At 49.1% G+C, this 26243-nt stretch carries 18 protein-coding genes; 9 read left to right on the plus strand and 9 right to left on the minus strand.

Going from position 1 to position 26243, the window contains the following annotated elements; genetic code table 11:
* Positions 1-7 precede the first annotated feature (7 nt).
* The 4 genes from AB0L18_RS25235 to AB0L18_RS25250 all read right to left on the minus strand — a co-directional run bounded on the left by AB0L18_RS25235 (position 8) and on the right by AB0L18_RS25250 (position 3811).
* Positions 8-1690, minus strand: a complete 1683-nt coding sequence (locus tag AB0L18_RS25235) for an ABC1 kinase family protein (RefSeq protein ID WP_367390096.1) — start codon at positions 1688-1690, stop codon at positions 8-10.
* 26 nt (positions 1691-1716) lie between these two features.
* Positions 1717-2322: a hypothetical protein gene (locus AB0L18_RS25240; protein WP_367390097.1), complete on the minus strand. Its 606-nt coding sequence runs from the start codon at positions 2320-2322 to the stop codon at positions 1717-1719.
* Positions 2323-2532: 210 nt separating this feature from the next.
* Positions 2533-2961: an acyl-CoA thioesterase gene (locus tag AB0L18_RS25245; protein ID WP_367390098.1), complete on the minus strand. Its 429-nt coding sequence runs from the start codon at positions 2959-2961 to the stop codon at positions 2533-2535.
* Positions 2962-2965: 4 nt separating this feature from the next.
* Positions 2966-3811, minus strand: coding sequence for a hypothetical protein (locus tag AB0L18_RS25250; RefSeq protein ID WP_367390099.1), 846 nt, complete (start codon positions 3809-3811; stop codon positions 2966-2968).
* A gap of 143 nt (positions 3812-3954) precedes the next feature.
* Here AB0L18_RS25250 and AB0L18_RS25255 point away from each other — a divergent pair, with 143 nt between their 5' ends.
* The 3 genes from AB0L18_RS25255 to AB0L18_RS25265 all read left to right on the plus strand — a co-directional run bounded on the left by AB0L18_RS25255 (position 3955) and on the right by AB0L18_RS25265 (position 8629).
* Entirely contained in the window at positions 3955-5631 is a 1677-nt protein-coding gene (locus AB0L18_RS25255) for a SulP family inorganic anion transporter (protein ID WP_367390100.1), read from the plus strand.
* Positions 5632-5643: 12 nt separating this feature from the next.
* A complete protein-coding gene (locus tag AB0L18_RS25260) occupies positions 5644-6546 on the plus strand; it encodes an aminoglycoside phosphotransferase family protein (RefSeq protein ID WP_367390101.1) in 903 nt (300 codons plus the stop codon).
* Positions 6547-6802: 256 nt separating this feature from the next.
* Positions 6803-8629 carry a S41 family peptidase gene (locus tag AB0L18_RS25265; RefSeq protein ID WP_367390102.1) on the plus strand — a complete coding sequence of 609 codons (1827 nt, stop codon included), beginning with the start codon at positions 6803-6805 and terminating at the stop codon, positions 8627-8629.
* A gap of 4 nt (positions 8630-8633) precedes the next feature.
* Here AB0L18_RS25265 and AB0L18_RS25270 read toward each other — a convergent pair whose 3' ends face one another.
* Together AB0L18_RS25270 and AB0L18_RS25275 are read right to left on the minus strand one after the other, a co-directional pair.
* Entirely contained in the window at positions 8634-9638 is a 1005-nt protein-coding gene (locus AB0L18_RS25270) for an NAD(P)-dependent alcohol dehydrogenase (protein ID WP_367390103.1), read from the minus strand.
* 156 nt (positions 9639-9794) lie between these two features.
* Positions 9795-10772, minus strand: a complete 978-nt coding sequence (locus AB0L18_RS25275) for an NADPH:quinone oxidoreductase family protein (RefSeq protein ID WP_367390104.1) — start codon at positions 10770-10772, stop codon at positions 9795-9797.
* A 124-nt stretch (positions 10773-10896) separates the two neighbouring features.
* On the opposite strand from AB0L18_RS25275, the gene AB0L18_RS25280 reads away from it, so the two are divergent.
* Positions 10897-11778, plus strand: a complete 882-nt coding sequence (locus tag AB0L18_RS25280) for a cyanophycinase (protein WP_367390105.1) — start codon at positions 10897-10899, stop codon at positions 11776-11778.
* An 84-nt stretch (positions 11779-11862) separates the two neighbouring features.
* Here AB0L18_RS25280 and AB0L18_RS25285 read toward each other — a convergent pair whose 3' ends face one another.
* The gene (locus AB0L18_RS25285; RefSeq protein WP_367390106.1) at positions 11863-13374 is read right to left on the minus strand and encodes a Do family serine endopeptidase; all 1512 of its coding nucleotides are present in this window, start codon (positions 13372-13374) and stop codon (positions 11863-11865) included.
* 306 nt (positions 13375-13680) lie between these two features.
* Here AB0L18_RS25285 and AB0L18_RS25290 point away from each other — a divergent pair, with 306 nt between their 5' ends.
* The 4 genes from AB0L18_RS25290 to AB0L18_RS25305 all read left to right on the plus strand — a co-directional run bounded on the left by AB0L18_RS25290 (position 13681) and on the right by AB0L18_RS25305 (position 18595).
* Positions 13681-14484, plus strand: coding sequence for an SDR family oxidoreductase (locus tag AB0L18_RS25290; protein ID WP_367390107.1), 804 nt, complete (start codon positions 13681-13683; stop codon positions 14482-14484).
* A 60-nt stretch (positions 14485-14544) separates the two neighbouring features.
* On the plus strand, positions 14545-16236 hold the full coding sequence (locus AB0L18_RS25295; protein WP_367390108.1) for an AMP-binding protein: 1692 nt from the start codon (positions 14545-14547) through the stop codon (positions 16234-16236).
* Between the two features lie 137 nt (positions 16237-16373).
* Positions 16374-17804, plus strand: coding sequence for an aldehyde dehydrogenase family protein (locus AB0L18_RS25300; protein ID WP_367390109.1), 1431 nt, complete (start codon positions 16374-16376; stop codon positions 17802-17804).
* Positions 17777-18595 carry an SDR family NAD(P)-dependent oxidoreductase gene (locus AB0L18_RS25305; RefSeq protein WP_367390110.1) on the plus strand — a complete coding sequence of 273 codons (819 nt, stop codon included), beginning with the start codon at positions 17777-17779 and terminating at the stop codon, positions 18593-18595. The genes AB0L18_RS25300 and AB0L18_RS25305 overlap by 28 nt, the downstream gene beginning before the upstream one ends.
* Before the next feature lie 293 nt (positions 18596-18888).
* Here the strand turns inward: AB0L18_RS25305 and AB0L18_RS25310 are convergent, their stop codons facing one another.
* Both AB0L18_RS25310 and AB0L18_RS25315 read right to left on the minus strand, forming a co-directional pair.
* The gene (locus AB0L18_RS25310; RefSeq protein ID WP_367390111.1) at positions 18889-20826 is read right to left on the minus strand and encodes a multicopper oxidase domain-containing protein; all 1938 of its coding nucleotides are present in this window, start codon (positions 20824-20826) and stop codon (positions 18889-18891) included.
* Positions 20827-21203: 377 nt separating this feature from the next.
* The gene (locus AB0L18_RS25315; RefSeq protein ID WP_367393190.1) at positions 21204-22223 is read right to left on the minus strand and encodes an agmatine/peptidylarginine deiminase; all 1020 of its coding nucleotides are present in this window, start codon (positions 22221-22223) and stop codon (positions 21204-21206) included.
* A gap of 441 nt (positions 22224-22664) precedes the next feature.
* On the opposite strand from AB0L18_RS25315, the gene AB0L18_RS25320 reads away from it, so the two are divergent.
* Complete coding sequence (locus AB0L18_RS25320; RefSeq protein WP_367390112.1) at positions 22665-25778, plus strand: glycosyl hydrolase; 3114 nt, start codon at positions 22665-22667, stop codon at positions 25776-25778.
* Positions 25779-26243 lie beyond the last annotated feature (465 nt).

Below are 26243 nucleotides of genomic sequence, written 5' to 3' on the forward strand. Positions count from 1 at the left end.
TAAAAGGTTATTTCCTTGTTCGCAAGGAAAATATCGTTCTCAGTGCCAGCAAAGCCGCCAGCCCAAAACCGACGATCCCCCACAGGGCGACACCATCAATAAGTGGGGGGATTTTGGCCACCACTATCAAGGAAGCAGCAATAATAATCGCTACCACCAGCAGCGTATAAGAAAGGAGTTTGATACTCTCACTCACTTTGTCGGCCGTAGGTTGCAGGCCTTTATGTTCAAATTCAATGTGGAGTTTGCCTTCTTTTACTTTGCGAAGAATTTCACGAATATCTTCCGGCAGTTCGCGCAAAAGGTTGGTCGTATCTTCGGCCGATCTTAGCAACTCGCGCCGCAACCGCAGCGGACTAAAACGCTTCGACAACAAACGCTGAACATAAGGACCGATATTGGCGATAATGTCGTAGTGGGGATCCAACTGTAAGCCGACGCCTTCCATGATGACCAGGGCTTTCAGTAATAAAAGCAAATTGGCCGGAAGCTTGATTTTATAATCATAAAACAAGGCGTTGAGCCCCTGCATTACCTCCATTCCATCAATATCCTCCAAAGCAATGCTGGCGTACTGGCGGAGGACATAAATGATGTCGTATTCCAGCTCACGCTCTTTGTCTTTGGTCAGGCCCGTAGAGAATTTGAGGATCGCCTTTTTCAATCCCTGCACGTCCTGGTCATAAATGGCGAGCAGCAACTGGGCGAACAACAATTTGTCGCGCTCACTCACCGTGCCCACCATACCATAATCAAGGAAGGCAATCCGGCCATCCTCTAGCACGAAGATGTTGCCGGGGTGAGGGTCGGCATGGAAGAACCCGTGTTCAAACACCTGCTCAAAATATAGTCCAATACCACGTAGGGCCAATTCCTTTCCGGTGATATTAAACGGAGACAACTGATCGAGGTCGGTGATTTTATAACCGGGCACATACTCCATACAGAGAATCTTATCCGTAGACAATTCCTGGTAAATAGCCGGAATCAACACCTGGTTGTTTTCCCGAAACATCTGTTGAAAATGCAGCAAATTAGCGGCCTCACGGCGAAAACTCAATTCTTCGGTAATGCTTTGTTCAAACATTTTCACCAGCTCGCCAGGTTGATACACCAACAATGCCGGAAAATAGCTTTCAAGTATCCCTACCAACTGATTGAGAATAGCAATATCCGCTGCAATCACTTCGCGGATGCCGGGCCGCTGAACTTTCAAAACAACCTCCCTCCCCCCTACCAAACGCGCACGATGAACCTGCGCCATAGAGGCAGAAGCCAAGGGTTGGGGATCAAAATACTCGACCATCTCCTGCCAGGGGCGGGAAAACTCCTGCGCCATGGTAGCATAAATTTCTTCTATCGCTACAGGCGGCACCTGATCCTGTAACTTAGCCAACTCCGTAATCAACTCATCCGGCAGCAAATCCGGGCGATTGCTCGCAATTTGAGCAAACTTGATGAAGGTCGTCCCCAATTCTTCACACACCAGACGGATACGCTCATAGCGCGTAAATTCACTCACCTTGCGCCCCGCTCGACTGGGCACAAACCGGTTGGTCTGTGGCACCAGTCGGTTGAGTGGCGGATGAGCGAGAAGGTCTTCAAAACCGTATTTTATAAAGGTTCCAAAAACCTTCTCGTACCTCATCAAAGTAGAAGTGGTGGCGATATTTAAGGCACTGGCCTTCATCTGCTTCGTTTGTTTTGTGCGCTTTCTTAATTGGACAAATTAGAAATCGCTCGTTTCAGGTAGCTGAAAGATTCGGAAATATCTTCCACAAAATGATCCAACTTCGTCTGTTCGGTTTCGCGGCGATCAAGCAGCTGACGAACTTCGATCAGCTTCTCGGTAAACTCACGCCGGATACCCTCAACGCGGGCAGGGTCATCCTTGTCATGCAGTGCCAAATTGACGCGAAAAGCATCCATTTTGGCTTTGAAAGCATCAAGTATTTCCTGCATCTGTTTGCTCATATCCGGGTAGCTTACCCTTACGGCTTCTTCAAGTTTGTAAATTTTCTGAAGGATATCCTTCTTGTAAGCATCATAAGCCTTCACCTTGGTGGGCACCTCGGTAAATAAGCTTGATTCCAGATCTTCGATGCACGTCAAGAAATCGCGGCGATCATCTGCACTAAAAGCAGCTGATGCTTTCAAAGCGGCCCTTTCCTTGTTGATGTAAGCGGATAGCGCTTTGCGTTCCCGTTCGATCAAATCCCTCGCTTCAGCTTTGCCTAATGCCATTTGCACTCGCAACTCATCCGATAAAGCCTGAAGGTTACGTGCTTCGTTTTTGATTCTTTCGATGATTGCATTTTCCATTAGCGTAAGATTAAATGAACAATGTGGAGAGTTATACCGACTGAAGTGTTTGGGCAATGCCCAAACCACTTTGTTGTTGGGATACCTCACTCTCGCACTACTAAGTATCAATAAAAACAGGAAAATATGTACTGATTAGGATCAGTACCAATAGATGAGAATTGTCACTAAACGGAAGAGCTTCTTTTAAAAAATGGCCCGTTATTTAAGCTAGAAAGCGTCAATTTCTTTGATTTTTGCTACCCACTCTTCTGGCAAAGCCGCTTTGCGCAAAGCAGCATAATCGTAGGGCACAATCGACTGTCGGGAGATGGCCGCGATCCGCTGATGGACTTTGGAAAAAATAGCCGATTCTATCAGAAAGCGGTCCTCCTTGATTTCAATCACCCTTACCCCGATCACGGCGGTATCCGGATATACCATAGGGAAAATGTATTTACAATCTTGCCAGCCCAGTATGGGGTCTACGCCCTCGCTGAAGTTGTTGCTGATGCCCATGCGTTCAAAATACGCCAGCCGCGAAGATTCAGCCCAACGCAGATACACCAGATTATTAACGTGCCGTGCAGCATCCATATCTCCCCATTGTACCGGGTATTCTATTTGGACCTTGTATTGGTCAAGCGAAATTTTACTCATAAGATTAGCGATTCCATAAATAGCTTACTCCAAAAGTTACGCGCAAGCCTCCAGTCGTATAAGGCAATGACACAAGAGGCTCACCATTGTAGGTGATAGTCAAGTTTTCATTATCGATAGAAACAAAAGAATCCGTAGGCGTATCATCAGTACTGATCTTATCGGGTACGCTGAACTGTAGCATAGGATTCGAATTTCCCGCAGGAACATCATAAGCCGCCTTCAGGAAAAAGTCCCACCGATTAGCAAAAATGTAGGTAAAGTCTATGCGAGGCGCAAAGGTAAGACTACTTCCTTGCAAGTGGATATTCAGCTCTTCTTCGTAATACTTCTTTTCATTAATCTGGATATAAGAAGCATTGTTCTGGATTTTTCCGATCCGGAAACCACTCCCACCCAAAATTCCTTGAATAGCTGGCCGGATAACAAAGTCCTTGCCTTTCAGCTTAGTTAGAAAATTCCAACCCCAAGAGTAGGCAAACTTAGCTGTATAATTCTTCCCAAAAGTTACATCGAGCAAATAATCATGGGAAGTACCTCGATATCTCCCAGCTTTGTAACCTATATTCATAGCGAACTGAGCATACCCATCCTTAACCTCAAAGGTAGAATTGAAGGTATCCATCGAAGGGCTGTCATCCATAAAAGTTGTTTCAATCGTTCCCGGATCAGTATTCAAATACCGTGGGCCGAAGCCCAGGAAAATGCTGCGATACCGCTGGAGATACAGGCTTTCCTTTGGTGCAGGAAGGAATACATCGGCTTCCGCATCCGAAAACATCGGCGTGGACCATTGACCAAAAACCGATAATACAGAGAGCGTAAAAATCAAAGTGAGTAGCGCTTTCATAAAATGAATTCAAGGTTAATAATAATGAGCTTTAATTGCACAAACATAAGAAAGGAGAGCATCCTAAGCACAATGTCAGCGAAGGTGATTTTTGATGCTTAATCATAATCTCTATCTTTGCCACACAACCACTTCCATTCAGCATGCGTTGGCGAAAATACTTCCCTCTGGCGGAACAACTCAAAGATTACAGCAAAAATCGCTTTCGCTTCGATCTTATTGCCGGACTTACCGTATGCATTATGCTGGTGCCACAGGGTATGGCTTATGCGTTATTGGCTGGTATGCCGCCGATTTATGGCCTCTACGCTGGCGTGGTTCCTTTGCTTATTTATGGCTTGATGAGTTCTACCCGGCAGGTGTCTATTGGCCCGGTTGCGGTATCGGCTTTACTGGTGTTGGCGGGCGTCAGCCAAATAGCAGAACCTGGTAGTGCTGAATATATCGAACTGGTTATTCTCGCAGGATTGCTGATTGGTATTGCCCAGTTTACGATGGGGCTATTCCGGCTCGGCTTTTTGGTCAACCTCCTTTCCAATCCGGTGATCATGGGTTTCACTTCGGCCGCAGCCATCATCATTGGTGTGAGCCAGCTAAAGTACCTTTTTGGCATCAAAGTCCCCCGCTTTGAGCAACTTTACGAAACCGTTTATTACGTTTTTTCCCACCTCCCGGAGACGCATTGGCTCAGTTTTGCCATCTGTAGCGGTGCCATTGTAGTCATGTTGGTGCTCAAAAAGTGGGCGCCTATGATCCCTGGTGCTTTGTTAGTCACCATTATTGGTATTCTGCTCTCTACTTTTTTACATCTTGAAGATCAGGGGCTCGTCATTGTCGGCAATATTCCGGCGGGTTTTCCTGCCTTCCAACTACCTGAAGTTGCCTGGAGTAAGGTACAATTGCTCGGTCCTACCATCCTCACGGTCACGATCATGAGTGTGGTCGAGACCATCAGCATCGGTAAGGCAATTGAAATGAAAAACAGGCAATCGGGCCTCCGCCCCAACCAGGAGCTTTTTGCCTTGGGAGCTTCCAAAATATTGGGGGGACTGTTTCAGGCCCTCCCCTCCTCGGCCAGCTTCACCCGGTCAGCGGTCAACAACGATAGTGGAGCTACCAGCGGGTTGGCCTCCGTTATCGCCGCTGTGGCCACCAGCCTGGTGTTGGTCTTCTTCACACCACTATTCTATTACCTCCCCGAGGCCATCCTAGCGGCTATCGTCTTGGTTGCCATCAGAGGCTTGTTCGAAATCCAGGGGATTGCCCGCTTGTGGAACATTGATCGTCGCGATTTTTACATGGCTGTCATTACCTTCCTGGCCACCATTGGCTTGGGCATTGCTGAGGGGGTATTCACCGGAGTGGCTTTATCATTGCTATCGGTGCTTTTCCAATCGTCGCGCCCCCACATTGCGGTGCTGGGCCAGTTGCCCAATAGCGATTATTTCCGCAACGTCAAGCGCTACCCCGAGGCCATCCAGCACGAGGGCATGCTCATCATTCGCTTCGATGCCTCCTTGTTTTTCCTCAATGCCGCCTACTTTAAAGATCAAATTCAGAAAAGAGTAAACAACTATGCTGGCAAACTCGAAGTCTTGATCCTCGACACCTCCAGCATTATCAATGTCGATTCCAGTGGCCTCAGTGCCTTACGCGAACTTCACCAATGGTGTACCGATCACAACATTGAACTCTACCTGGCGGGAACCATGGGCCCCGTTCGTGATAGTCTGGCCCGCGCCGATTTACGATCATTAATTGGGCCCGATCATTTCTTTTTGCACCCCATTGATGCCGTGGAATTCGTACAAAAAGATTAAGCGCTCTTCTATATGGAAACACCCGCCTCAGAAGTGGTAATCGACGAAACGCTGGTTCGTACCCTGCTGGAAAAACAGCATCCGGACCTTGCTCACCTGGAGCTCCGCTACCTTACCGAAGGTTGGGACAATAAGGTCTACCACCTGGGAGAGGATTACCTCGTGCGGCTGCCTCGGCGCCAACAGGCCCTTGCCTATCTGCTGCGTGAACAGGAGTGGTTGCCGATCCTTGCGCCCACCTTGCCTATTCCCACGCCTGCTCCACTGCGGTTGGGAAAGGAACAAGACGGATACCCCTGGCCCTGGAGCATTACTCCCTGGTTTCCTGGCCAGGCGGCAGCCGAGGCACTACCGTACGGGACCGAAGCCCCCCGCCTTGCTCAATTTCTCAAGGCACTCCATAGGCCCGCGCCAGACAACGCACCGTTCAACCCTCATCGCGGCTACCCTCTCCACCACAAAGCCGATCTTACCGAGGCACGTCTTCAACGGTTTCTCGCTGCCGGGCTCCTTTCCGAAAACATCCTAAGCGTTTGGTCGGCAGCCCTTTCTGCACCAGCCCACCAGGGGCCAAAGTGCCTCCTTCATGGCGACCTCCACCCCAAGAATATTATTGTCCACCAAGGCAAATTCTCGGCCATTATCGATTGGGGCGACATGACCGCTGGCGATCCGGCTACCGACCTGGCCAGTTTCTGGATGCTGTTTGGCGATCCAAAAGCACGTCGGGAAGGGCTTGCCGTTTACGCTCCCAATCCGGCACTCTTGGCGCGCGCCAGGGGTTGGGCCGTCTTTTTTGGTGCCATCTTGTTGGATATCGGCTTGGGTGGCGACCCAGTTTTTGAGCAGGTCGGGCGGTTTACTTTACAAAATCTCGCGGACGACGAAAACTTACAGGCTGCTATCTATTCATAATTTTAGGCTGCCTTTATTATTTCTTTGGCCGCATCCCCTAGCGGGGTCGCTCCCTTCCAGGGTTCGCTGCGCTCCGTGCCTGCCTACTGGCTCCGGCACACCGTAGCCAGTAGGCAGGCACTGGTCACTTCGTTCCCACCTTCCAGGCAGCTTGCGCGGGGTACTCGCTGGAGAAGGATGTTATTTAGCTGTTAAACGGTTGCAAATCGAATTTCTACTTTGGTTCTTTGTGCTTCACTCCGCAAAAGTCTTCAACATGTTGAAATTGAATATTACTGTTGTTTATGTATTCCTCTTGTGCTTTCTCTTCTCCGCCTGTGGCTTTCAACACAAATCGAACGCGTCAAGAGATTCGAAGAGTGATACCCTGGGAAGCACCGAACAACAAATGGATTCCTCGTTAGAGCATGGATCAGAAATTGATGCTAAAGAAAGTAAATTGTCCATCGCGCAAGTGCTTACCGAGAACAATCACCTACCCGTAGAGGAAAGAGTGGCGCTTTACCGTCGCTTGAAAGAAGAACATCCCAATGATTATAATTTCGGCAATGAAGATGAAATGACCATGTATGGCTACTCCTTGCTATGGAACGAATTGACGGAAGAAGCCATCGCTATTTTCGCCTTAATCGTTGAGCAATTCCCAAATTCTTCGAATCCCTACGATAGCTTAGGCGAAGCTTACATGGTGAATGGCAACAAGGAATTGGCCATCGCCAATTATGAAAAATCGCTCAAACTCAATCCCGAAAACTTCAATGCTGAGGACCAGATTGAGCGAATGAAATTCCCGGAAAAAGCCCTTGAAAAGCCAACGGAAAAGTTTGCTAAAGTTTTTACCGCAAAGGCCTATAAAGAAGACTTGGATCAACTGGGGCAAAAGATCCTGGAGGTTCACCCCAATGCCCTCAAATTCATTTCTAAAGCTGAATTCTTAAAAACCATTGAAGAAAAAAAAGCCCTGATTACCGACCAGACTACCTACGGCGAATTCACTTGGCACTGTAGCGAAATAATTGCCAGTATCAACTGCTCGCACTCCTCTATGGGGCGCTTTAATCAGGAAAGTGAAATGCTGCCCTTGTCGTTAAGATTTCCACTTCAGGTTCGCTGGGTAGACGAAAAATTATTCGTTATTGATCCCCTTAACAACGAAGCCAAGATAGCCATCAAAGACGAGATTTTGAGCATCAATGGCCTTGCCGTGTCAGCACTCATTGCCGATATCTATCAGCACATTTCCTCCCAGGGATATGTAGAAACCACCAAAAAGCATGCTTTTAATACCTGGGCTACCGGGATGATTCCTTATGCACTGGGCTTTCCCACAAGCTATGAGCTTGTCATAAAAGGCAAAGATGCTCCGGTAGTATTGAATAAGGCTGAACGCTTTAAGAACCTCTACCGCGACCCCTCCATCAAATCTTGTGGCGATGAATTATGCCTGGAAATACGGAAAGAAAGTAACATCGCTATTATGACCATTGCTTCCTTCAACTACTACCCATGGGGTAATCTCGACGTATTTGTGGATTTCATCGATCGTAGTTTTAAGGAAATAAGCGAGGAAGGGATCACCAACCTGATCATTGATGTTCGTTTTAACGGAGGAGGTTCTTCCGAATCAAGTATTCACTTGCTCAAATACCTTTCAGATCGTCCCTTTACCTATTATTCTTTAGCAGAATACGAAGGAAAAGAAGGGCCTGTTGAAGGCGAGCAAGTACAGCTTCCTCAGAAGCCTGGTTTTGCGGGGAAATGCTATTTCATCATAGATGGCAACGGCAATTCTACCACGGGCCATTTCATGTCAATAGTAAAAGCACTTAAGCTTGGGACCATTGTCGGGGAAGAACTGGGCTCCAATCAGTTTTGTTCAGCAGGACAGAAAATCTGTAGACTTCCGAACACCAGGCTGGAATATTATCTAGCCAATAATACACACGTTACCACGGCCACCATGCTTCCCGTAGAAAGAGGGATTTTGCCTGACCATTATGTGACCCAGGGTATCGATGATTATTTAAACAATGTTGATACGGTAAAGGAATTCACCATTCGGCTTATACAAGGTGAGCGGTGATCGGTCAATACTCCAGTACAATCTTCCCAAAGTGCGCACCACTTTCCTGATAACGAAAAGCATCTGCCAATTCCGTAAATCCAAAACTACTATCGATCACTGGTCTCCAATTTGATAATTCAATGGCGCGGATCATGTCTTCTTGCATCGAACGGCTACCCACGGCGAGGCCCGTCATCCGCAAGTGCTTGAAAAAGAGCTTGGGGAAAGTGATCTCCCCTTTGCGACCATTACCCAAGATACCAATGGAGGCAATATGCCCGCCCATGGCTGCTGCCTCAATGGATTGCTGCATGGTGGAACCACCCCCGACATCCAATACGTGGTCTACCCCACCTCCACTTAGTTTGTAGATGGCTCGCCCCCAGCATTCGTCTTCCCGGTAGTTCACTACTTCTTTTACCCCCATACTTTTCAATCGTTCGGCCTTTTCGGGAGAGGAGGTCGTCGCATAAACTTCCGCACCGGCAGTCAGGGCCAGTTGCAGGGCAAAAATCGACATCCCGCCAGTCCCTTCAATCAAAACTTTATCGCCCATCTTTAGCTGTCCTTCTACGACCAGTGCCCGCCAAGCAGTAAGAGCGGCACAGGGTAAGGTAGCTGCTTCCGCGTAGGAAAATCCAGCAGGTATGTGGGTCAGCGAGTGGGCCGATACGCAAGACATTTCAGTCAAAAAACCATCTACCGTCTCGCCAGAAATAGCAGTTGTTTTGCCTGGCGTTGGTCTACCGTCCAACCAATTAGGGAAGAACAGCGACATCACTTTGTCGCCCACTTTCCAAGCGGTCACGTCCTCTCCTACGGCAGTTACCTCTCCCGCGCCATCCGACATGGGTACGCGTCCTTCGGGCACGGGAATCCCCCCAACGCCAACGAGGTAATCATGGTAATTCAAAGAAGTGGCGTGCCAACGCACCAGCACTTCACCAGCCGCCGGCTGCGGATCCTTTTGCTCTTTTATTTGTAGGTGTTCGAGGCCACCTTGTGCTCCAATTGCTATTGTTTTCATAGTTATATTTGTTTAACACGAGGCTGGCGTGTAAGTATTTCATTAATCACGGTAATTGGTACTCAGGGTATGACGTATCATTTGGGCATATCATAATCCCTATACCCCTGTCCGCTTGGCCAGGCGGGCTCTACTAAGTACCTTGTACTTAAAGCGCTACTTCATCGTAATGACTACCTTTCCTTTTACCTCACGGTTGAGCAATGCTTCCAGAGCTTTGGCCGCCTCTGGCAGAGGATAGGTAGCGTGGATACGTGGTTTTAAGCTCCCTTCGTTAAACCACTGGATTAACTGTAAGGTTGCTTGCATATTTTTGCCAGGACTGCGTTGCGCATAAGCGCCCCAAAAGACCCCTACAATCTGGCAGCCCTTCAGCAAGGGTAAATTTAAAGGAATCTTTGGAATATCGCCCGCCGCAAAACCTACGACCAGATAACGGCCCTCCCAAGCAATGGCCCTCAGGGCGGCTTCTGTATAGTCTCCCCCTACGGGATCGTAAATAACATCTACGCCTTTGCCACCCGTCAGTTCTTTGGCCCGCGTTTTTAAGTCCTCTTTCTTGTAGTTAATGACTTCGTCGGCCCCGTACTCCCGGCAGATGGCCAGTTTTTCATCCGTAGATGCTGCCGCAATAACCTTTGCGCCCATCTTCTTGCCTAACTCAACGGCAGTCAATCCTACCCCACCAGCAGCTCCGAGTACCAGCAGGGTCTCTCCTTCCTTCAATTGTGCACGATCATTCAGGGCATGGTACGAAGTGCCATAGGCCAATAGAAACGCTGCAGCCTGCGTCATATCCATCCCTGGCGGCTTGGGAAAGCACGCTTTTGCGGGCAAAACGGCCTCCTCGGCAAAGCCTCCGTAAGGAGCAAAACCTACCACCTCATCACCTACTTTAAATCCTTTCACCTCCGAACCTAATGCCTTGACGGTTCCCGCAATATCACTACCGGGAGAAAAGGGCAACGCTGGCTTCACCTGGTACAAGCCCTGAATGATCAGCGTATCCGGAAAATTCACGCTGCAAGCATGGACGTCAACCAATATTTCCGTGGGTTTAACTGTTGGCGTGGGCAGTTCACCATAGCGCAAATTGGAGGGCGGACCGTAGGAGTCGCAAATGACGGCTTTCATTTTTATTATTTTTTCCTGTTACAAAGTACAATTTATGGCCTGCAATTCGCAAAATTCCCCCACACGCTCTTATCTTGACTTGAGCCAAACGTCTAGGTTAGTTGTCGCAATAAACAAAAATCTTATGAGACCGATCTTTCCCTTTTGTGTTTTCCCTCTGTTCTTCTTGCTTTTTTCTTGCCAGAGCAACCCTCTTGGTGCTCAACCAAAGCCACTTACCACCGGTCCAGAAACAGGTTCGCTAGTTGTTGCTGGAGGAGGACATCTCGGAGATGATATGCTGCTTAAATTCATTGAGCTGGCTGGTGGTATGAATGCGTCATTGGTCGTCATTCCAACTGCTGGAGGCGCTCCTTCTTATGATCAGGATGCAGGGGTAGCTTCCGCATTTCGCCGCCTGGGGGCACAAAACGTGCAGGTCCTCCACACCAATGATCCAGCCGTAGCCAATAGTACAGATTTTACTAAAGTGTTGAAAAATGCCGGAGGAGTATGGTTTGGGGGAGGCCGCCAATGGCGATTGGTCGACGCCTACGGAGGCACTCGCGCTGAAGAACTTTTCCGAGCCGTCTTACAGCGCGGAGGAGCTATAGGCGGATCTTCCGCAGGGGCTACCATTCAGGGTTCGTACCTGGCCCGGGGCGATACCAAAAACAATCAGATCATGATGGGAGATCACGAAGTTGGTTTCGGTTTCATCAAAAACATCGCCATTGATCAGCACGTCCTGTCCCGCAATCGGCAATTTGACATGTTTACCATTCTGGATCAACATCCGGAATTGCTGGGTATCGGAATCGACGAAGGAACCGCCATCATCGTGCAAGGTGATACTTTCGAAGTCATGGGACCAAGCTACGTTTTGGTTTACGACCAAAGTTTTTGGTCAAGAGAAGGGAGTGATTTAAAAAAATTACCCCCTGTAGAACGCAGCTTTTACTTCCTCAGGAATGGGGATCGCTACGACATGAAACAGCGTAAGGTCTTATTGGAAGAAGGATTTTAAGTAGAGGGCAGAGGGACTGTAAACGGTAAGTTACCATCCCTCTACCTTCTGCTTAAGGACGCGAAGCGGACCGCATAGCGCCATTTACGACAGGCCAAAACCGTAGTAGAACACCTCTGGAGAGCCTTCGTAAACGCCTTCTACCAGCACTCCACCGTTCTTGTTCTCCAGTGCTTTGATCAGCTCCTCTACGTTGCGAATTATTTGCCCATCCACTTTGGTAATGATAAATCCTTCGCGCATACTGGTCTGGCGACTGATTTTTCCAGCATAGAGCTTACTTACTTTGACACCACCAGTAATGTTCAGCGCTGCTGCCTGGTCTTTGCTGATATTTTCAAAACTGGCACCCAATTCATTAAATAGCTCATTGCGTTCGGCAGCTACGATCTTCGTTTCGCCCTCCTGACCTTTCAATTGCACGGTTAGTTCCAGATCTTTTTTACCGCGAATCAGGCTCAGTTTTACATCATCGCCCGGGCGGTTACGCGCAATCAGTTCTTGTAGTTCGGCGGGCGTCTGCACCTTCAGTTCATTTACCGCGACAATCACATCACCTACTTTCACACCAGCGGCGGCAGCGGCGCTTTTCTCGCCTACTTCTTCAACGTAGACGCCGGTATTGACAGAGAGTTCTTTCTCCTTCGCCAAATTACCTTCTACTCCGCGGATACGGATTCCAAGGAAACCCCGCTGAACAGTGCCATATTTCAACAAATCTTCTACCACTTTGCTGACAATATTAGCGGGCACTGCAAAACCGTAACCCGCATAAGCCCCCGTTGGACTAGCAATGGCGGTATTGATTCCGATCAGTCCACCTTGCAGGTTTACCAATGCGCCCCCACTGTTTCCGGGGTTGATGGCAGCATCGGTCTGAATGAAAGATTCAACCGCATACTGGTCTTGCAGAATATTGATACTGCGAGATTTTGCACTCACAATACCAGCCGTAACAGTAGAATTCAAATTAAAAGGATTGCCCACGGCCAGTACCCACTCTCCAATTTTCACATCGTCGGAGTTGACCAAAGGAAGCGCAGGTAAGTCTTTAGCCTGAATTTGCAGTAAAGCCAAGTCTGTAGTTGGATCGGTACCAATCACTGTCGCTTTGAAAGTGCGGTTATCGTGCAAGGCTACTTCTATGTCGCTGGCGTCTGCAACCACATGGTTATTGGTGACTATATAACCGCCACTATTGATAATGACGCCAGATCCTGTACCCACCCGATCGGGAGCACCCTGTCCTGGCTTTTGCCCTTGGGGGCCAAAAAAGAAATCTCCTCCTCGATCGCCAAAAAAGTCTTTAAAGGGGTCCGGTAATTGGCGGTATTGCTGCTGTGATTGCGCCATTTTTGCCGTCTGGGTAGACTTGATATGAACCACGGCTTCCATCACATCTTGGGATACTTTCGTAAAATCGAGGGGTACAATTTCATTGTCACCGTTTACCGTCAAAACGGCACCTTTTACCGGCATGCCATCAATGTGTTCAATCTTGATGGTCTCATCGGTTCCAAAAAGGCCTGGCGCCCAAAAGACGACTCCCAGGGATACTGCCAGGGCTATTAGCCCAGAGATGATATAATTTTTCATGTTATTCAGATTTAAGTTAATTAATGGAAAGAAAATTAAATCTGTAAACGTGTTACATAGATTGGTTTTGCTGATGAAAATTACAATTAAACCACAACAAGGCTTGTGCCATCCCAGGTAGACTGACAAATATTCAGTCGCTATTTTAGTAACAACAGTTCCTCCAAATGTCACTTTGTCAATCTGTCATTTTTTTGTTGTTCGCGTGTCAACCCAATGTCAACAAGCTCGTTCGTAGCGAACAATGTTAAAAATTGCCAGATATGAGGTAAATTGCCCACCAAGCCTCACCAAACAAATTAGGACATGTTTCACCCCCAACTTTTTGCCGATAAAGTAGCCCTCGTCACGGGTGGGCGATCGGGTATCGGCTTTGCTATCGCCAAACAAATGCTCCAACTTGGCGCAAAAGTCGTCATTTGTTCCCGCAAGGAAGACCTCCTCAAAAAGTCGACGGAAGAACTTCGTCAGTACGGCGAATGCACTTCCCTACCCTGCGATATTCGCAAAAGCGAAGACCTTCAGGCCTTAGCCGAATTCATTAAAACCACTCACGGCCGCCTCGATATTTTGGTCAATAATGCTGGTGGACAGTTCCCGTCTTTGTCAGAATACATCAGTGATAAAGGTTGGAGGGCCGTCATCGACAACAACCTCAACGGTACCTTCTTCGCCATTCGCGAAATGGCCAACACCTTTTTTCTGCCTCAATCACAAGGCATTATCGTCAATATCATCGCGAGCATCAACCGTGGTTTTCCGGCCATGGCACATACGGCCGCTGCGCGCGCTGGCGTCGAAAACCTCACCAAGTCACTGGCTCAGGAATGGGCGGCCTCGGGCATTCGGATCAATTGTGTTGCCCCTGGCATCATCGAGTCTTCGGGATTGGAAACCTACCCACAACCGGTTCAGGATATGTTTGCGGAAGCCCAAAAAGCAATTCCGCTCCAGCGTTTTGGACAAGTAGAGGACATCTCCAACGCCGTTTGTTTTCTGGCCAGCCCACTAGCGGCTTATATCTCCGGTATTGCGCTCTACGTGGATGGCGCCCAGCATCTCAACTTCGACAATATGGGGCTGGCTAATTTGCTAAAGTCGTATTTGTAAAAAGGTTTGTAAATTGTGAATGCCCCAAAAGACCATTGCCAAAAAAACGAACTACACGCAATGGATAAAAGCCAACTAACCCAAAACCTTGAGCCCATACTGGCCGCTTTTTATCGCTGGGAAAAAGAGCAGGCGAATACCATTTTTCTTCGCCAACCTTATGGTAAAAAATGGAAAGAACTGACCTATGCCGAAGTTGGGCAACAGGCCCGTCGCTTGTGTACGGCACTTCAGCGCAAAGGCCTCCAGGCGGGTGATCACGTGGGTATTCTATCCAAAAATTGTTACCATTGGATCATTACCGACCTGGCCCTGATGATGGGGGATTTTGTTTCTGTGCCTTTTTACGCCAGCTTGCCTGCTGCCGCCTTGGAGGAAGTCATCAAGCTGAGCGATATCAAGCTGCTCTTTGTAGGTAAACTCGACGAATGGAATGAAGAGAAAACCAATGTAACTCCAGCGAATTTGCAGGTTGTAAAATTCCCCCATTACGCAGGCAACGCCAGCGTGGATATTGGTGAAGATTGGGAAGAGCTTGTCGCGGGTGCTCCCCCACTAGAAGGCAATACCCTACCCGATCTCGATGATTTGTGGACCATTCTGTTTACCTCCGGAACGACGGGCACGCCCAAAGGCGTGATGCATACTTATCGCAATCCTGCTTTGGTACTACGTATTGAAGAACTGACAAATTTTACGGGTACGCTGCAGTTGAAACGAAAAAAATGGTTCTCCTTTCTGCCCCTCAACCACGTTGCTGAGCGTATCGGCGTAGAGGCTAATTGTTTGGCCAATGGAGGAAGCATTTCGTTTGCGGAATCGATTGACACCTTTGCCGATAACCTTAAGAGTGTCCAACCTTCATTCATTTTTGCCGTACCGAGAATATGGACTAAATTTTACCAGGCTGTTACGTCCAAAATCCCTGCCCCCCTTTTGAGTATACTTTTCCGCATCCCCCTGCTGGGGAATGCCCTAAAAAAATATTTGCGCAAAGCCATGGGGCTTGGCCATGTTGAGATCGCTGGCACGGGTGCTGCCATTACTCCTGCTTATCTCAAACGTTGGTACCAACAGCTGGGTATCCACCTGATTGAAGCTTACGGGATGACAGAAGTATGTGGCTCAATTTGCAATGGTCCACAAGCCGATGCTCCAGCCGACGCCGTCGGAAGTCCGGTACCGTTTTGTGAGGTAAAAATAGCGGATGACAATGAGGAAATTCTGATGCGCGCGCCCTATCAAATGACGGGTTATTATCGGTCACCAGAAAAAACCGCAGAGGTGCTCCGGGATGGATGGATTTACAGCGGCGACCGCGGCACCATCGATGAACAGGGCTACGTTCGCGTCATTGGTCGAGTCAAGGATGCTTTCAAAACATCCAAAGGCCAGTTTATCGTCCCCAATCCAATGGAAGAACATCTGGCGCAAAACGAATATTTAGAACAAGTCTGTGTCGTTGGACTGGGGTGCTCCCAACCGATCGCACTCGTTAATTTATCGCCTGGTGGCTGTAATACTCCGCGAAAAGCCATCGAAGATTCATTGAAGCAGACCCTTAACGGAATCAATCAACAGTTAGCCAATTACCACCGTATTTCTACCATCGTTATCGATAAAATCAACTGGTCAGAAGCCAATCGCTTGCTTACCCCTACGATGAAAGTTCGTCGGGCAGCACTAGATGAAGCTTATGGTGAGAAATATGAACAATGGCATCTGGCGAAGGAGGTGGTAGTTTGGAAATGATAGTTGATGGTTAGATGGTTGATGGTTTGACTAACCATCAACCATCAACTTACAACAATCAACCATTTTAAATCATTATTTGCTCCTCTTCTCCCTAACTTAGGGCTCGAAAACGACAATAGCAAACCAATTGGCAGATGATAGCGCAACAATACGACATACAGGAAGTAGATCGAATATTTGCTTTACAGCGGCGGCCTGATAACCTCCAACGGATGAAGAACACCACCGCACGGGAGCGACTGGAGCGCATTATAAAAATCGAGCAGTATATCCTCAACGAAGAGAACCAGGCGCGTTTGGCGAAAGCCATGTGGTTTGATTTACGTAAATCAAGGGAGGAAACGCTCGCTACGGAAATCATTCCCATCCTGACGGTACTCCTCTATATCAAGCGGCAGCTAAAGACCTGGATGCGGCCCCAGCGGGTAGGTGCTCCGCTGGCCATGTTGGGTATCTCTTCCTATATTCGCTATGAACCTAAAGGCCAGGTACTGCTGATCGCTCCCTGGAACTACCCTTTCCAATTGGCGATCAACCCGCTTTTGCATGCGATTGCAGCTGGGAATGTTTGCATTATCAAACCTTCCGAAATAGCGGCAGCGACCTCCAGTTTTATCAAGAACATGGTAACCGAACTTTTTGATGAACACGAAGTAGCCGTCATAGAAGGCGATGTACCTATTTCCCAAGCCCTGTTGGATAAGCCATTTCACCACATCTTCTTTACTGGAAGCCCTGCGGTGGGTAAAATCGTGATGAAAGCCGCCGCTCAGCATCTGACTTCCGTGACGTTGGAACTAGGCGGAAAATCGCCCTGCATCATCGACGAAACGGCAAATGTAAAAGTGGCTGCCGAACGAATCGCCTGGGGTAAATTGCTCAACAATGGCCAAACTTGCATTGCGCCAGATTATGTGCTGGTGCACGAAAGCCAGAAAGCAGCCTTTATCAAAGAATACCAAGCCTGGATAGAAAAGTCCTACAATTCCGACCAGAAAGGTATCCAGGCGTCGCCGTACTACACGCGGATCATCAATGAGAAAAATTTTCATCGGGTTAAAAACCTGATTGATGATGCTGTGGCAAAAGGTGCACAACTCATCGGCAGCGGCAAAACGGATGCGGATGATAAGTTTATCGCTCCCTGCCTCCTTGATCAAGTCGCTACCGAAATGGCGGTGATGCAGGAAGAAATTTTCGGTCCGGTATTGCCTGTCATCACCTTCCGAAATTTATCCGAAGTGCCCACTTACATCCAGCAATTCCCCAAGCCATTGGCGCTCTATATCATGAGCAACAATCGCAGCAACCAGGAATACCTCCTCAATAACACTACTGCTGGCGGTACTGCTATCAACGAGTTGATGATTACCACCCTGAATCCGGAGCTGCCCTTTGGTGGCGTCAACAACAGCGGTATTGGTAAATCGAATGGTAAGCATAGCTTTGTAGAATTCTCCAACGAACGGGGCGTCATGAAACGAAGGTTCCTGGATTTTAAAATGCTTTTCCCTCCTTACAAAACAACGATCTTCGAATGGATGATCAAAGCGGCACGACTCTAAAAACGGTACTCATCACGGGTGGTAGTAGTGGTATTGGTTATGCGCTCAGTCAAGCGTTTGCGCGGGATGGTTACCGTATTTTATGGGTATCCAAGCCAGCGGACGAGCTGGAAGAGGCCAGCATTGTACTCAAGCAAGACTTTCCCTACGTGGCCTTGCATTTCCTGGCGCTAGATTTGGCAGTCCCCAATGCGGCTCAAACGGTCCTTGAATGGACTCAAAAGTTGGGCATCAAAATTGACGTACTGGTCAACAACGCCGGTTTTGGCACCTACGGACACTTCGAAAAAATGCCGCTGCCAACAGAACTCGCGATGCTTCAACTCAACGCAGTTACCGTTTACGAACTGACCCATTTGTTTCTCCGCGAAATGGAAGCACAAGGGCGCGGCAAGATCATGAACATCAGCTCGGCTGCCTCCTACGTGCCTATGCCCTACTCCAGCATCTATGCCGGCACCAAAGCTTTCGTACGCCAAATGACCGAGTCGCTAGCCTGGGAATTGTACGACCGCAAATCGCCCGTAAAGGTATACGCTGTCTGCCCCGGCCCGTTGGCCGACACCAAGTTTCAGCAACAAGCCGGAATGATGGGCGTACGGACTTTCAAGAGCATCATGGCCAGTACGACGGTAGACGAAGTAGCCCGTGATGCCTACCGGGGCTTGCAGAAAAACACGACCATTATTCGTACTGGCCTGGCCTTCCGCATCAATTACTGGGTCGCTAAATTCAGCCCCGAGTGGTTGGCGCGGTGGATCGTGCTGCGGGAGATGGCGAAGAAGGGGTAGACATCACACTACCAAAACGAAATGGTGTCGCTTTGAAAATCGCTTTTTTATAAAGACCAGTCTTTTGGTTTGGGTAACAATGCCCCCGGAGAGCGTCATCTATTGGTAGCTCAAAGTATAAAAAATACTACCGACCTCGGAGAAGGTCGCACAACTAAAGCGCTGTTGTCCTACATCAGATAATAGTCTCAAGGTCCCTGTTTCGAACGCATTCATAAAAAAAGAGGCTGTTTCAAAAAACACCTTTTGAAACAGCCCCAAAGCACAACTCATTTCTAATAGACTTGTACGTCTTACCGAACCACCAATTTCCTGGCCGTTTCGCCGCGTTCGTTACGCCACAGCACTACGTACATCCCGGGCTTCAAACCATTGATATCAATAGGTACCTGGCCTTCAAAAGCGCCTAACTGTTGTTGCTTGATGGTACGGCCCTGAATGTCTAGCACCCGAACGGTACTCGTCATACTGGATTTACCCGCCATAAACAACTCATCACCCGCAGGGTTGGGAAACAGCAACATGGTATCTTCTTCCAGTACCATATCTTCCACCCCTACGGGCGTACACTCCGGATTGTCCGTTACCACAAACTGGTGCATCATGCCTCCCCCCTCTTGGTCTTCGTGGGTAAGGATATGGCAATGGTACATGTACGATTGTTGGTAATCGTCGATCGGGCTGGGATAATCATCAAACTTGGCCAAAAAACGCAAGCGCCAATTGGGCAAAACAAGTACATCATCTTTCGGTCCATTGAAACCCCGCTCCGCTAGTGGAATCGAAACCCCCATCGAGTCAATATCCAGAATCCTGAAGAAGATTTTGTGAATGTGGAAAGGGTGCGCTACCGGCGACTTATTGTGGATGGTCCAAACTTCTTTTGCTCCTTCACAAATGACATCATTGATCGTTTCCAGATCGTAAGTTGTACTATCAATGGTAAAGCCCCGCAGGGTGTCTTCCCCCTCAATTATCTGTTCCATGTAGACCAGATCCTTGGTACGTCGATTGGTAATCCCCAGGGTATCGGCCAGCGTAGGGTCCCAATCAGAGACATACTCGGTAAAGACCTCCACAGGATCATAGAAAGGCGGGTCTTGAATGATCCGTATTTGCAGGAAGGCGGGTCCCATCGTCGTGTCCCGTGAGCTACCACCCGGGCCAGGCCACTGGGTTGGGGGTATAGGGAAAGGACTACCCACTACAGAACCAGGAAGCAAGGCTTTCAAGTTTCTCAGGTAAAGGGTATCTCCTGGTGAATAGTCGGTGAGGTCAAGAATAACTTCGTTTCTGGCCCCGGGGCCGATCATGTTGTTTTTCATGACTTGCGGACTCAAAGTGTACCCTCCATCCGTGGCGATTAGGCGAAACTCCTCCCAGTCTGCGGGGTCCATGCTATATTTGGAAGTACTCACGCCATAAGCAATCCCCTTACGGGTAGAACCATTCAAAATCCGCAAGCGGACAATTTGAGCCGGCAGCTCCAAGTAAGGGTTCGTCACCCCATTCACAATATTAATGGGGCGGCGCCCTTTCTCACTGACAATACTCACCGTATTCGTAATGGTATCCAGTGATACTCCCAAATCGCTAATAATCACGGGAATATCATCAACACCATAGGTGCTTGGCAACGTTGGACCGATAATATCCGAAGGTTGCTGCGAGATGATCATCCCGGACAAGCCCAATTGTACGTGCGGTAAGGTCTGGTTGTGAAAATGAGGATGGTACCACATGGTAGAGGCACTGTCCAGGTTTGTAAAGCTCACGTCCCAAAAATTACCCGGCAAGATGGGCTGGTGAGGGCCACCATCGAGGCGGCCAGGTACTTCTGCACCATGCCAGTGGGTCGTAGTCGTAGTTACCGGCGTCAGGGTTGAGGATGCCGGCAAGTTGTTGTAGACCCGCATATTTACCGGATTACCGGTCGTCCAGCGGATCGTTGGCCCCAAAAAAGTCAGGTTTGTTTGAAAATAAACATTGTACGCCCAAGAAGGTATTCCATTGGGCTGATTGACCGTACCATTCAGCAAGGGATGATTACCGTTGGGGTCAAATTTATGAGCCGTTTCTTCAATCGAAATCTCCACCAATCCGTCATCGGTACTGATGATGGGAGGAATCGGAATCGGGTTGTGGAAAGAAGGTTGGGCGTACGCTATGCCTATAAGCATGAGCAAGCCCAGCAAGACCATGGCTGGTCGGTAGGTAGAAAAAAGTTTCATATGGGTTTGTTTAAAAAGTAAAACAAAATAGTCAGGTTTCCCGCAAGGAAAACTGACGCTACTGTTAATTTAGTAAAACATTCCCGAGGTAAGTGCGAATAGGTGTGTTTTTTTCATTATTTCCAACAAACGCTGAGCTGGGGCTTCCTTTTAGGTCGGCGAAAGTCCCTAGTGCCTTGGAAATTAAGTCTCTGACACCTAAGTTGAAGTTATTTTTGTAGCTAATCTAGGCGAAGGTTCATGACTTTAGCCGTAGCTAAAGGAATGGTTCTTCAACCTGCCTTCCTGTGAACGCGAGTAGCTGCAAAAGAACGAAACTTGGGGTGTCAAGGATTTAGTGCCCGAGGCACTAGTGGTCTGTCTATGGCAACATCTAGCTAAACTCCTGCCGGATACTGCATACTGATACAATGCAGCGAGCCGTGTTGCTCGATGAGCATACGGCAATCTATGCCAATTATCTCCCGATGGGGAAAACACTGCTGTAAAACACTCAAGGCCAGGCCGTCTTCCGGGACACCATAAGTAGGCACCAGAACGGCCCCGTTGATGATCAGAAAGTTGGCGTAGGTTGCTGGTAGGCGATGACCATCTTCCGCATAGCAGGCCGTGGGCCAGGGCAATGGCACCAATTTGTAAGGTGCGCCAGACCGCATACGGAAGGTCTTCAGCTCCTGTTCCATCAGCTTCAGTTCGGTGTAATGTTCATCGGTTTCATCCGTACATTGCACATAAGCGATGGTATCCGGGCTACAGAAACGTGCCAGGGTATCGATGTGAGAATCGGTATCGTCGCCCGCCAGGAAGCCATTATCCAACCACAAAAAGCGATCAACACCAAGCTGGCGGGTCAATTCCGCTTCGGTTTCAGCAAGCGTCAAATGAGGGTTTCGGTTGGGCGAAAGCAGGCATTCAGTTGTTGACAATAGGGTACCTTCTCCATCCGTTTCCAGCGCGCCGCCTTCGAGGACGATGCTCATTTGTTGGACAGGCGTTTTGCCAAAAATACCCCAGGTGTGTAAGGTCCGAGTAATCAGATTGTCACGATTGGCCGCAAATTTCAGGCCCCAGCCATTGAAAATAAAATCCAGCAACAAAGGTTTTCCATCTTCCAAGACAGTAATTCCCCCGTGGTCCCGCGCCCAGGTATCATTGCTGGGACAGACGACGATCTCTACTCTCTCTGCGGGCAAGTGCGCCAATAACTTCCCTACCCGCTCGCGATCATTAGCAACCACGAGCACTTTTTGAAAGCGACTGACGGCCTCGACGCAAGCCACAAAACAGGGAGTGACCTCCTCAAGCAAGTCCGCCCAATCGCTATCTGCATGAGGGAAGGTAAACTGAATCATGGATTGAGGCTCCCATTCGGCGGGAAAGCGGCGGGTGGTGGTCATAGTGATGGTTAAATCAAAGGGGTAAAAAATGATTTGCAAAAATACAATTTTCAGTTGCTTATTTCTGTATTCACCAAGATTGGTTTTTCTGACACCAGCGAATGCTCTACCTCCATTGGCCCACCTCTGCCTGGGCAGACCGATTATTGACCCACCCTACCTACCGTGCCGCTGGGCAGACAGGCTCCGTCCTGCGGACACCTCCGCCCGGGCGGACCGATCTTTGGCCCACCTCCGTCCTGCGGACACCTCCGCCTGGGCGGAGGATACGTAGTGACGTTTGCCTGGCAACGCCAAGAAGGCATGGCCCCAAACATAGACAATTAAGCACCATTTTCAATTCAAATCAAGGGATTTTCAACGCAATTATGGTCTTAAAGCCAACTAATCTTTGGACATCTTCTTAACTTAGGGACAAGTTAAAAACTAGTAAAAGAAAAAATGCTGAAACAAATCTCCTTCGTCCTTACCTTATTAAGTCTGTGCTGGCTCGCTATTCCTAACCTGGCCGCTCAGCAAATTACAGAAGATCATTACAGTAGCCTCGAGTGGCGCTCCATCGGCCCTTACCGAGGTGGGCGCTCGGCAGCGGTTACGGGTGTTCCTGGAAAACCGAACCTTTATTATTTTGGTGCTACTGGTGGGGGTGTCTGGCGCACTACCGATGGCGGCCAAACCTGGGCCAATATTTCTGATGGTTCCTTTGGTGGGTCCATTGGTGCAGTGGCCGTGAGTGAAGCCGACCCCAATGTGATTTACGTCGGTGGTGGTGAGGTGACCGTACGCGGTAATGTCTCCTACGGCTATGGCGTTTACAAAAGTGTAGATGCTGGTAAAAACTGGGAGCACATTGGCTTGCCCAATTCGCGCCATATTCCTCGTATCCGTATTCATCCCAAAAATCCGGATCTTGTGTACGCAGCTGTATTAGGTGACCTGTTTAAACCCAGTGCAGAACGTGGCGTTTATCGCTCTAAAGATGGTGGCCAAAACTGGGAGAAAATCCTTTTCGCTAATGAGGACGCTGGTGCGGTAGACCTACTACTCGACCCCAACAATCCACGGATTCTCTACGCATCGACCTGGCGTATCCGCCGTACACCTTACAGCCTCGAAAGCGGCGGTGAAGGGTCTGCACTGTGGAAGAGTACGGATGGTGGCGACACCTGGACCAACATTTCGGCTAACAAAGGCTTGCCTGGTGGTGCCTGGGGCATCAGCGGCGTGGCCGTCTCACCTGTGAACAGCAACCGTGTGTGGGCCATTATCGAAAACGAAAAAGGAGGTGTTTACCGCTCCGAAGATGGTGGTGACAACTGGCGCAAAGTAAATGACGACCGCGCCCTGCGTCAACGTGCCTGGTATTACAGCCGGATTTATGCCGACACCCAGGACGAAGATATCGTGTACGTGATGAACGTTCGCTACCACAAAAGCACCGATGGAGGGGCGACCTTCAAAGCCTACAACGCGCCCCATGGTGATCACCACGACTTGTGGATAGCTCCGGAAGACAATCAGCGGATGATCATTGCCGACGATGGTGGTGCGCAGACCAGCTTTGATGCCGGTGAAAACTGGAGTACCTACTACAATCAGCCTACGGCGCAGTTTTACCGCGTGACGACCGACAACCACTTCCCCTACCGCATCTACGGCGCGCAGCAAGACAACAGCACCTTGCGGGTGCTGCACCGCACGGATGGCCGCTCGATTGGTGAGCGCGACTGGGAACCGACTGCCGGTGGCGAAAGTGCCCACATTGCGGTAGATCCACTGGACAACGATGTGGTTTACGGGGGCAGCTATGGTGGCTATCTCACGCGCTTCAATCACCGCACCAAGCAAGAACAAGCCATCAACGTGTGGCCTGACAACCCTATGGGCTACGGTGCCGAAGGCATGAAATACCGCTTTCAGTGGAACTTCCCGATCTTCTTCTCGCCCCACAATCCCAAGCGGATGTACGTGACCTCTAACCATGTGCACGTGACGGAAGATGGTGGCAAAAGTTGGGAAATTATCAGTCCGGATCTCACCCGAAACGATCCATCAAAATTGGGTTCTTCCGGTGGGCCCATTACGCAGGACAATACCAGCGTAGAGTACTACTGTACCGTATTTGCAGCAGCAGAATCTACCCACGAGGCGGGTGTTATCTGGGCGGGCTCCGACGATGGGTTATTGCACATCACCCGAGATGGCGGTAAGAATTGGTCGAACGTCACGCCCAAGGGAATGCCCGAATGGATGATGTTCAACAGTGTGGAGATTGACCCATTTCGCAAGGGCGGTGCCTACGTGGCGGGAACGCGCTACAAGTTGGGAGATTACACCCCCTACTTGTACCACACGACGGACTATGGTGCAACCTGGAAGTTGATTACCAAAGGCATTGACAAGCTGCACTTTACCCGGGTGCTGCGCGCTGATCCGGAACGCGATGGGCTGCTATACGCTGGTACAGAATCGGGTATGTACATCAGTTTCGACAATGGAACCAACTGGCAGCCCTTTCAGTTGAATATGCCTATGGTACCGATCACGGACCTGACCATTAAAAACAATAACCTCATTGCTGCTACCCAAGGACGCAGTTTCTGGATGATTGATGATCTGACGGTGTTACATCAACTGAATGACGAAGTGCTGGCAGCTGATCAGTACCTCTTTCAACCACTGGAAGCCTACCGCATGGACGGCTCACAGGGACGGCCAAGTCGGACGCAGGGCATGAACCATCCTGGTGGGGTGACTTTCCACTTCAACATCAATGAACTTCCTGCAGATAGCGTGGCAGTTGCATTGGAGTTGTACGAAGAAGGTGGCAACTTGATCCGTACTTATGCTTCGGATGCGAAAGAGAAAGACGAGAAGCTGGAATTTGAAAAAGGCGGTAACACCTTCAATTGGGACATGCGCTACCCCGATGGGGTCGATTTTGACGGCATGATTCTCTGGTGGGCTGGTGTGGGTGGCCCCAAAGCAAAGCCTGGCAACTACGAAGCTCGCCTAAAAGTAGGTGACGAAGAGCAGGTGCAGACCTTTACCATCTTGCCTGATCCCCGCTCCGAAGCGACACCTGAGGACATGGCAGCTCAGTTTGAGTTCATGAAGTCGGTGCAGGACAAAGTCAGTGAAGCCCACCAGGCCATCATCGACCTGCGGGATGTAAAAACGCAAGTGAACGGCTTCATTGAGCGCCTTCCGAAAGGAGACCAATACACTGCTTTGCGCGAACAAGCTAAAGTGATTACGGAAAGCCTCACGGAGGTAGAAGAAACCCTCTACCAAACGAAAAACCGGAGTGGCCAAGACCCCTTGAATTTCCCTATCCGCCTCACCAATAAGTTGGCTCACCTCAACAGTCTGGTAGGTATTGGAGATTCGCGGCCCACCGCACAAGCCTACGCCGTGAAAGAAGAAATCTCCAAATTGATCGACGATGAGCTAGCGGATTACCGCCGGATCATGGGCCAGGAAATCCCTAAATTCAACCAGCTGATCCGCGAGCAGCAGATTGATCTAATTACGGGGCCGAAGGCGAAGCCTTAATTGGTTAGATTGTTGATCGTTAGATGGTTGGATGTGACCTTGCCCCGTAGGGAAGGCTTAGAGGAGGTTTTTAGGTGAAAAAGTCGGCTTAAAAGCGGAAGTCGGAAGTAATGAGGTACACAAAGAGAAAGGCGTAAAGCCTGCAACTGGTGGAATCAATTACTTCCGATTTTGCCTAAGGTATCCCTTGGTGCCCAATTTCCAAATTTGACCACCGGAAGTACTATTTGCACGTGTAGCCTACACATGACAGGAGCCTTTGTGCAGATTGCTGCTTTTAACTTTCGACAGTGAATATTTTTCTTTTTCCCTATTCCGCCTTTCTACTACGACACTAGCAATAAGAAAGCCCTGACAGTTAAATGACTGCCGGGGCTTTTATGATTTTGTGACTTGGGTTTCACTTTAGCGACCTTCATTTCCCATTTTTTTGAGGGTCAATACATCGGCACCTGCATGAAATGA

Source organism: Lewinella sp. LCG006, assembly GCF_040784935.1.
Taxonomy (GTDB): domain Bacteria; phylum Bacteroidota; class Bacteroidia; order Chitinophagales; family Saprospiraceae; genus Lewinella.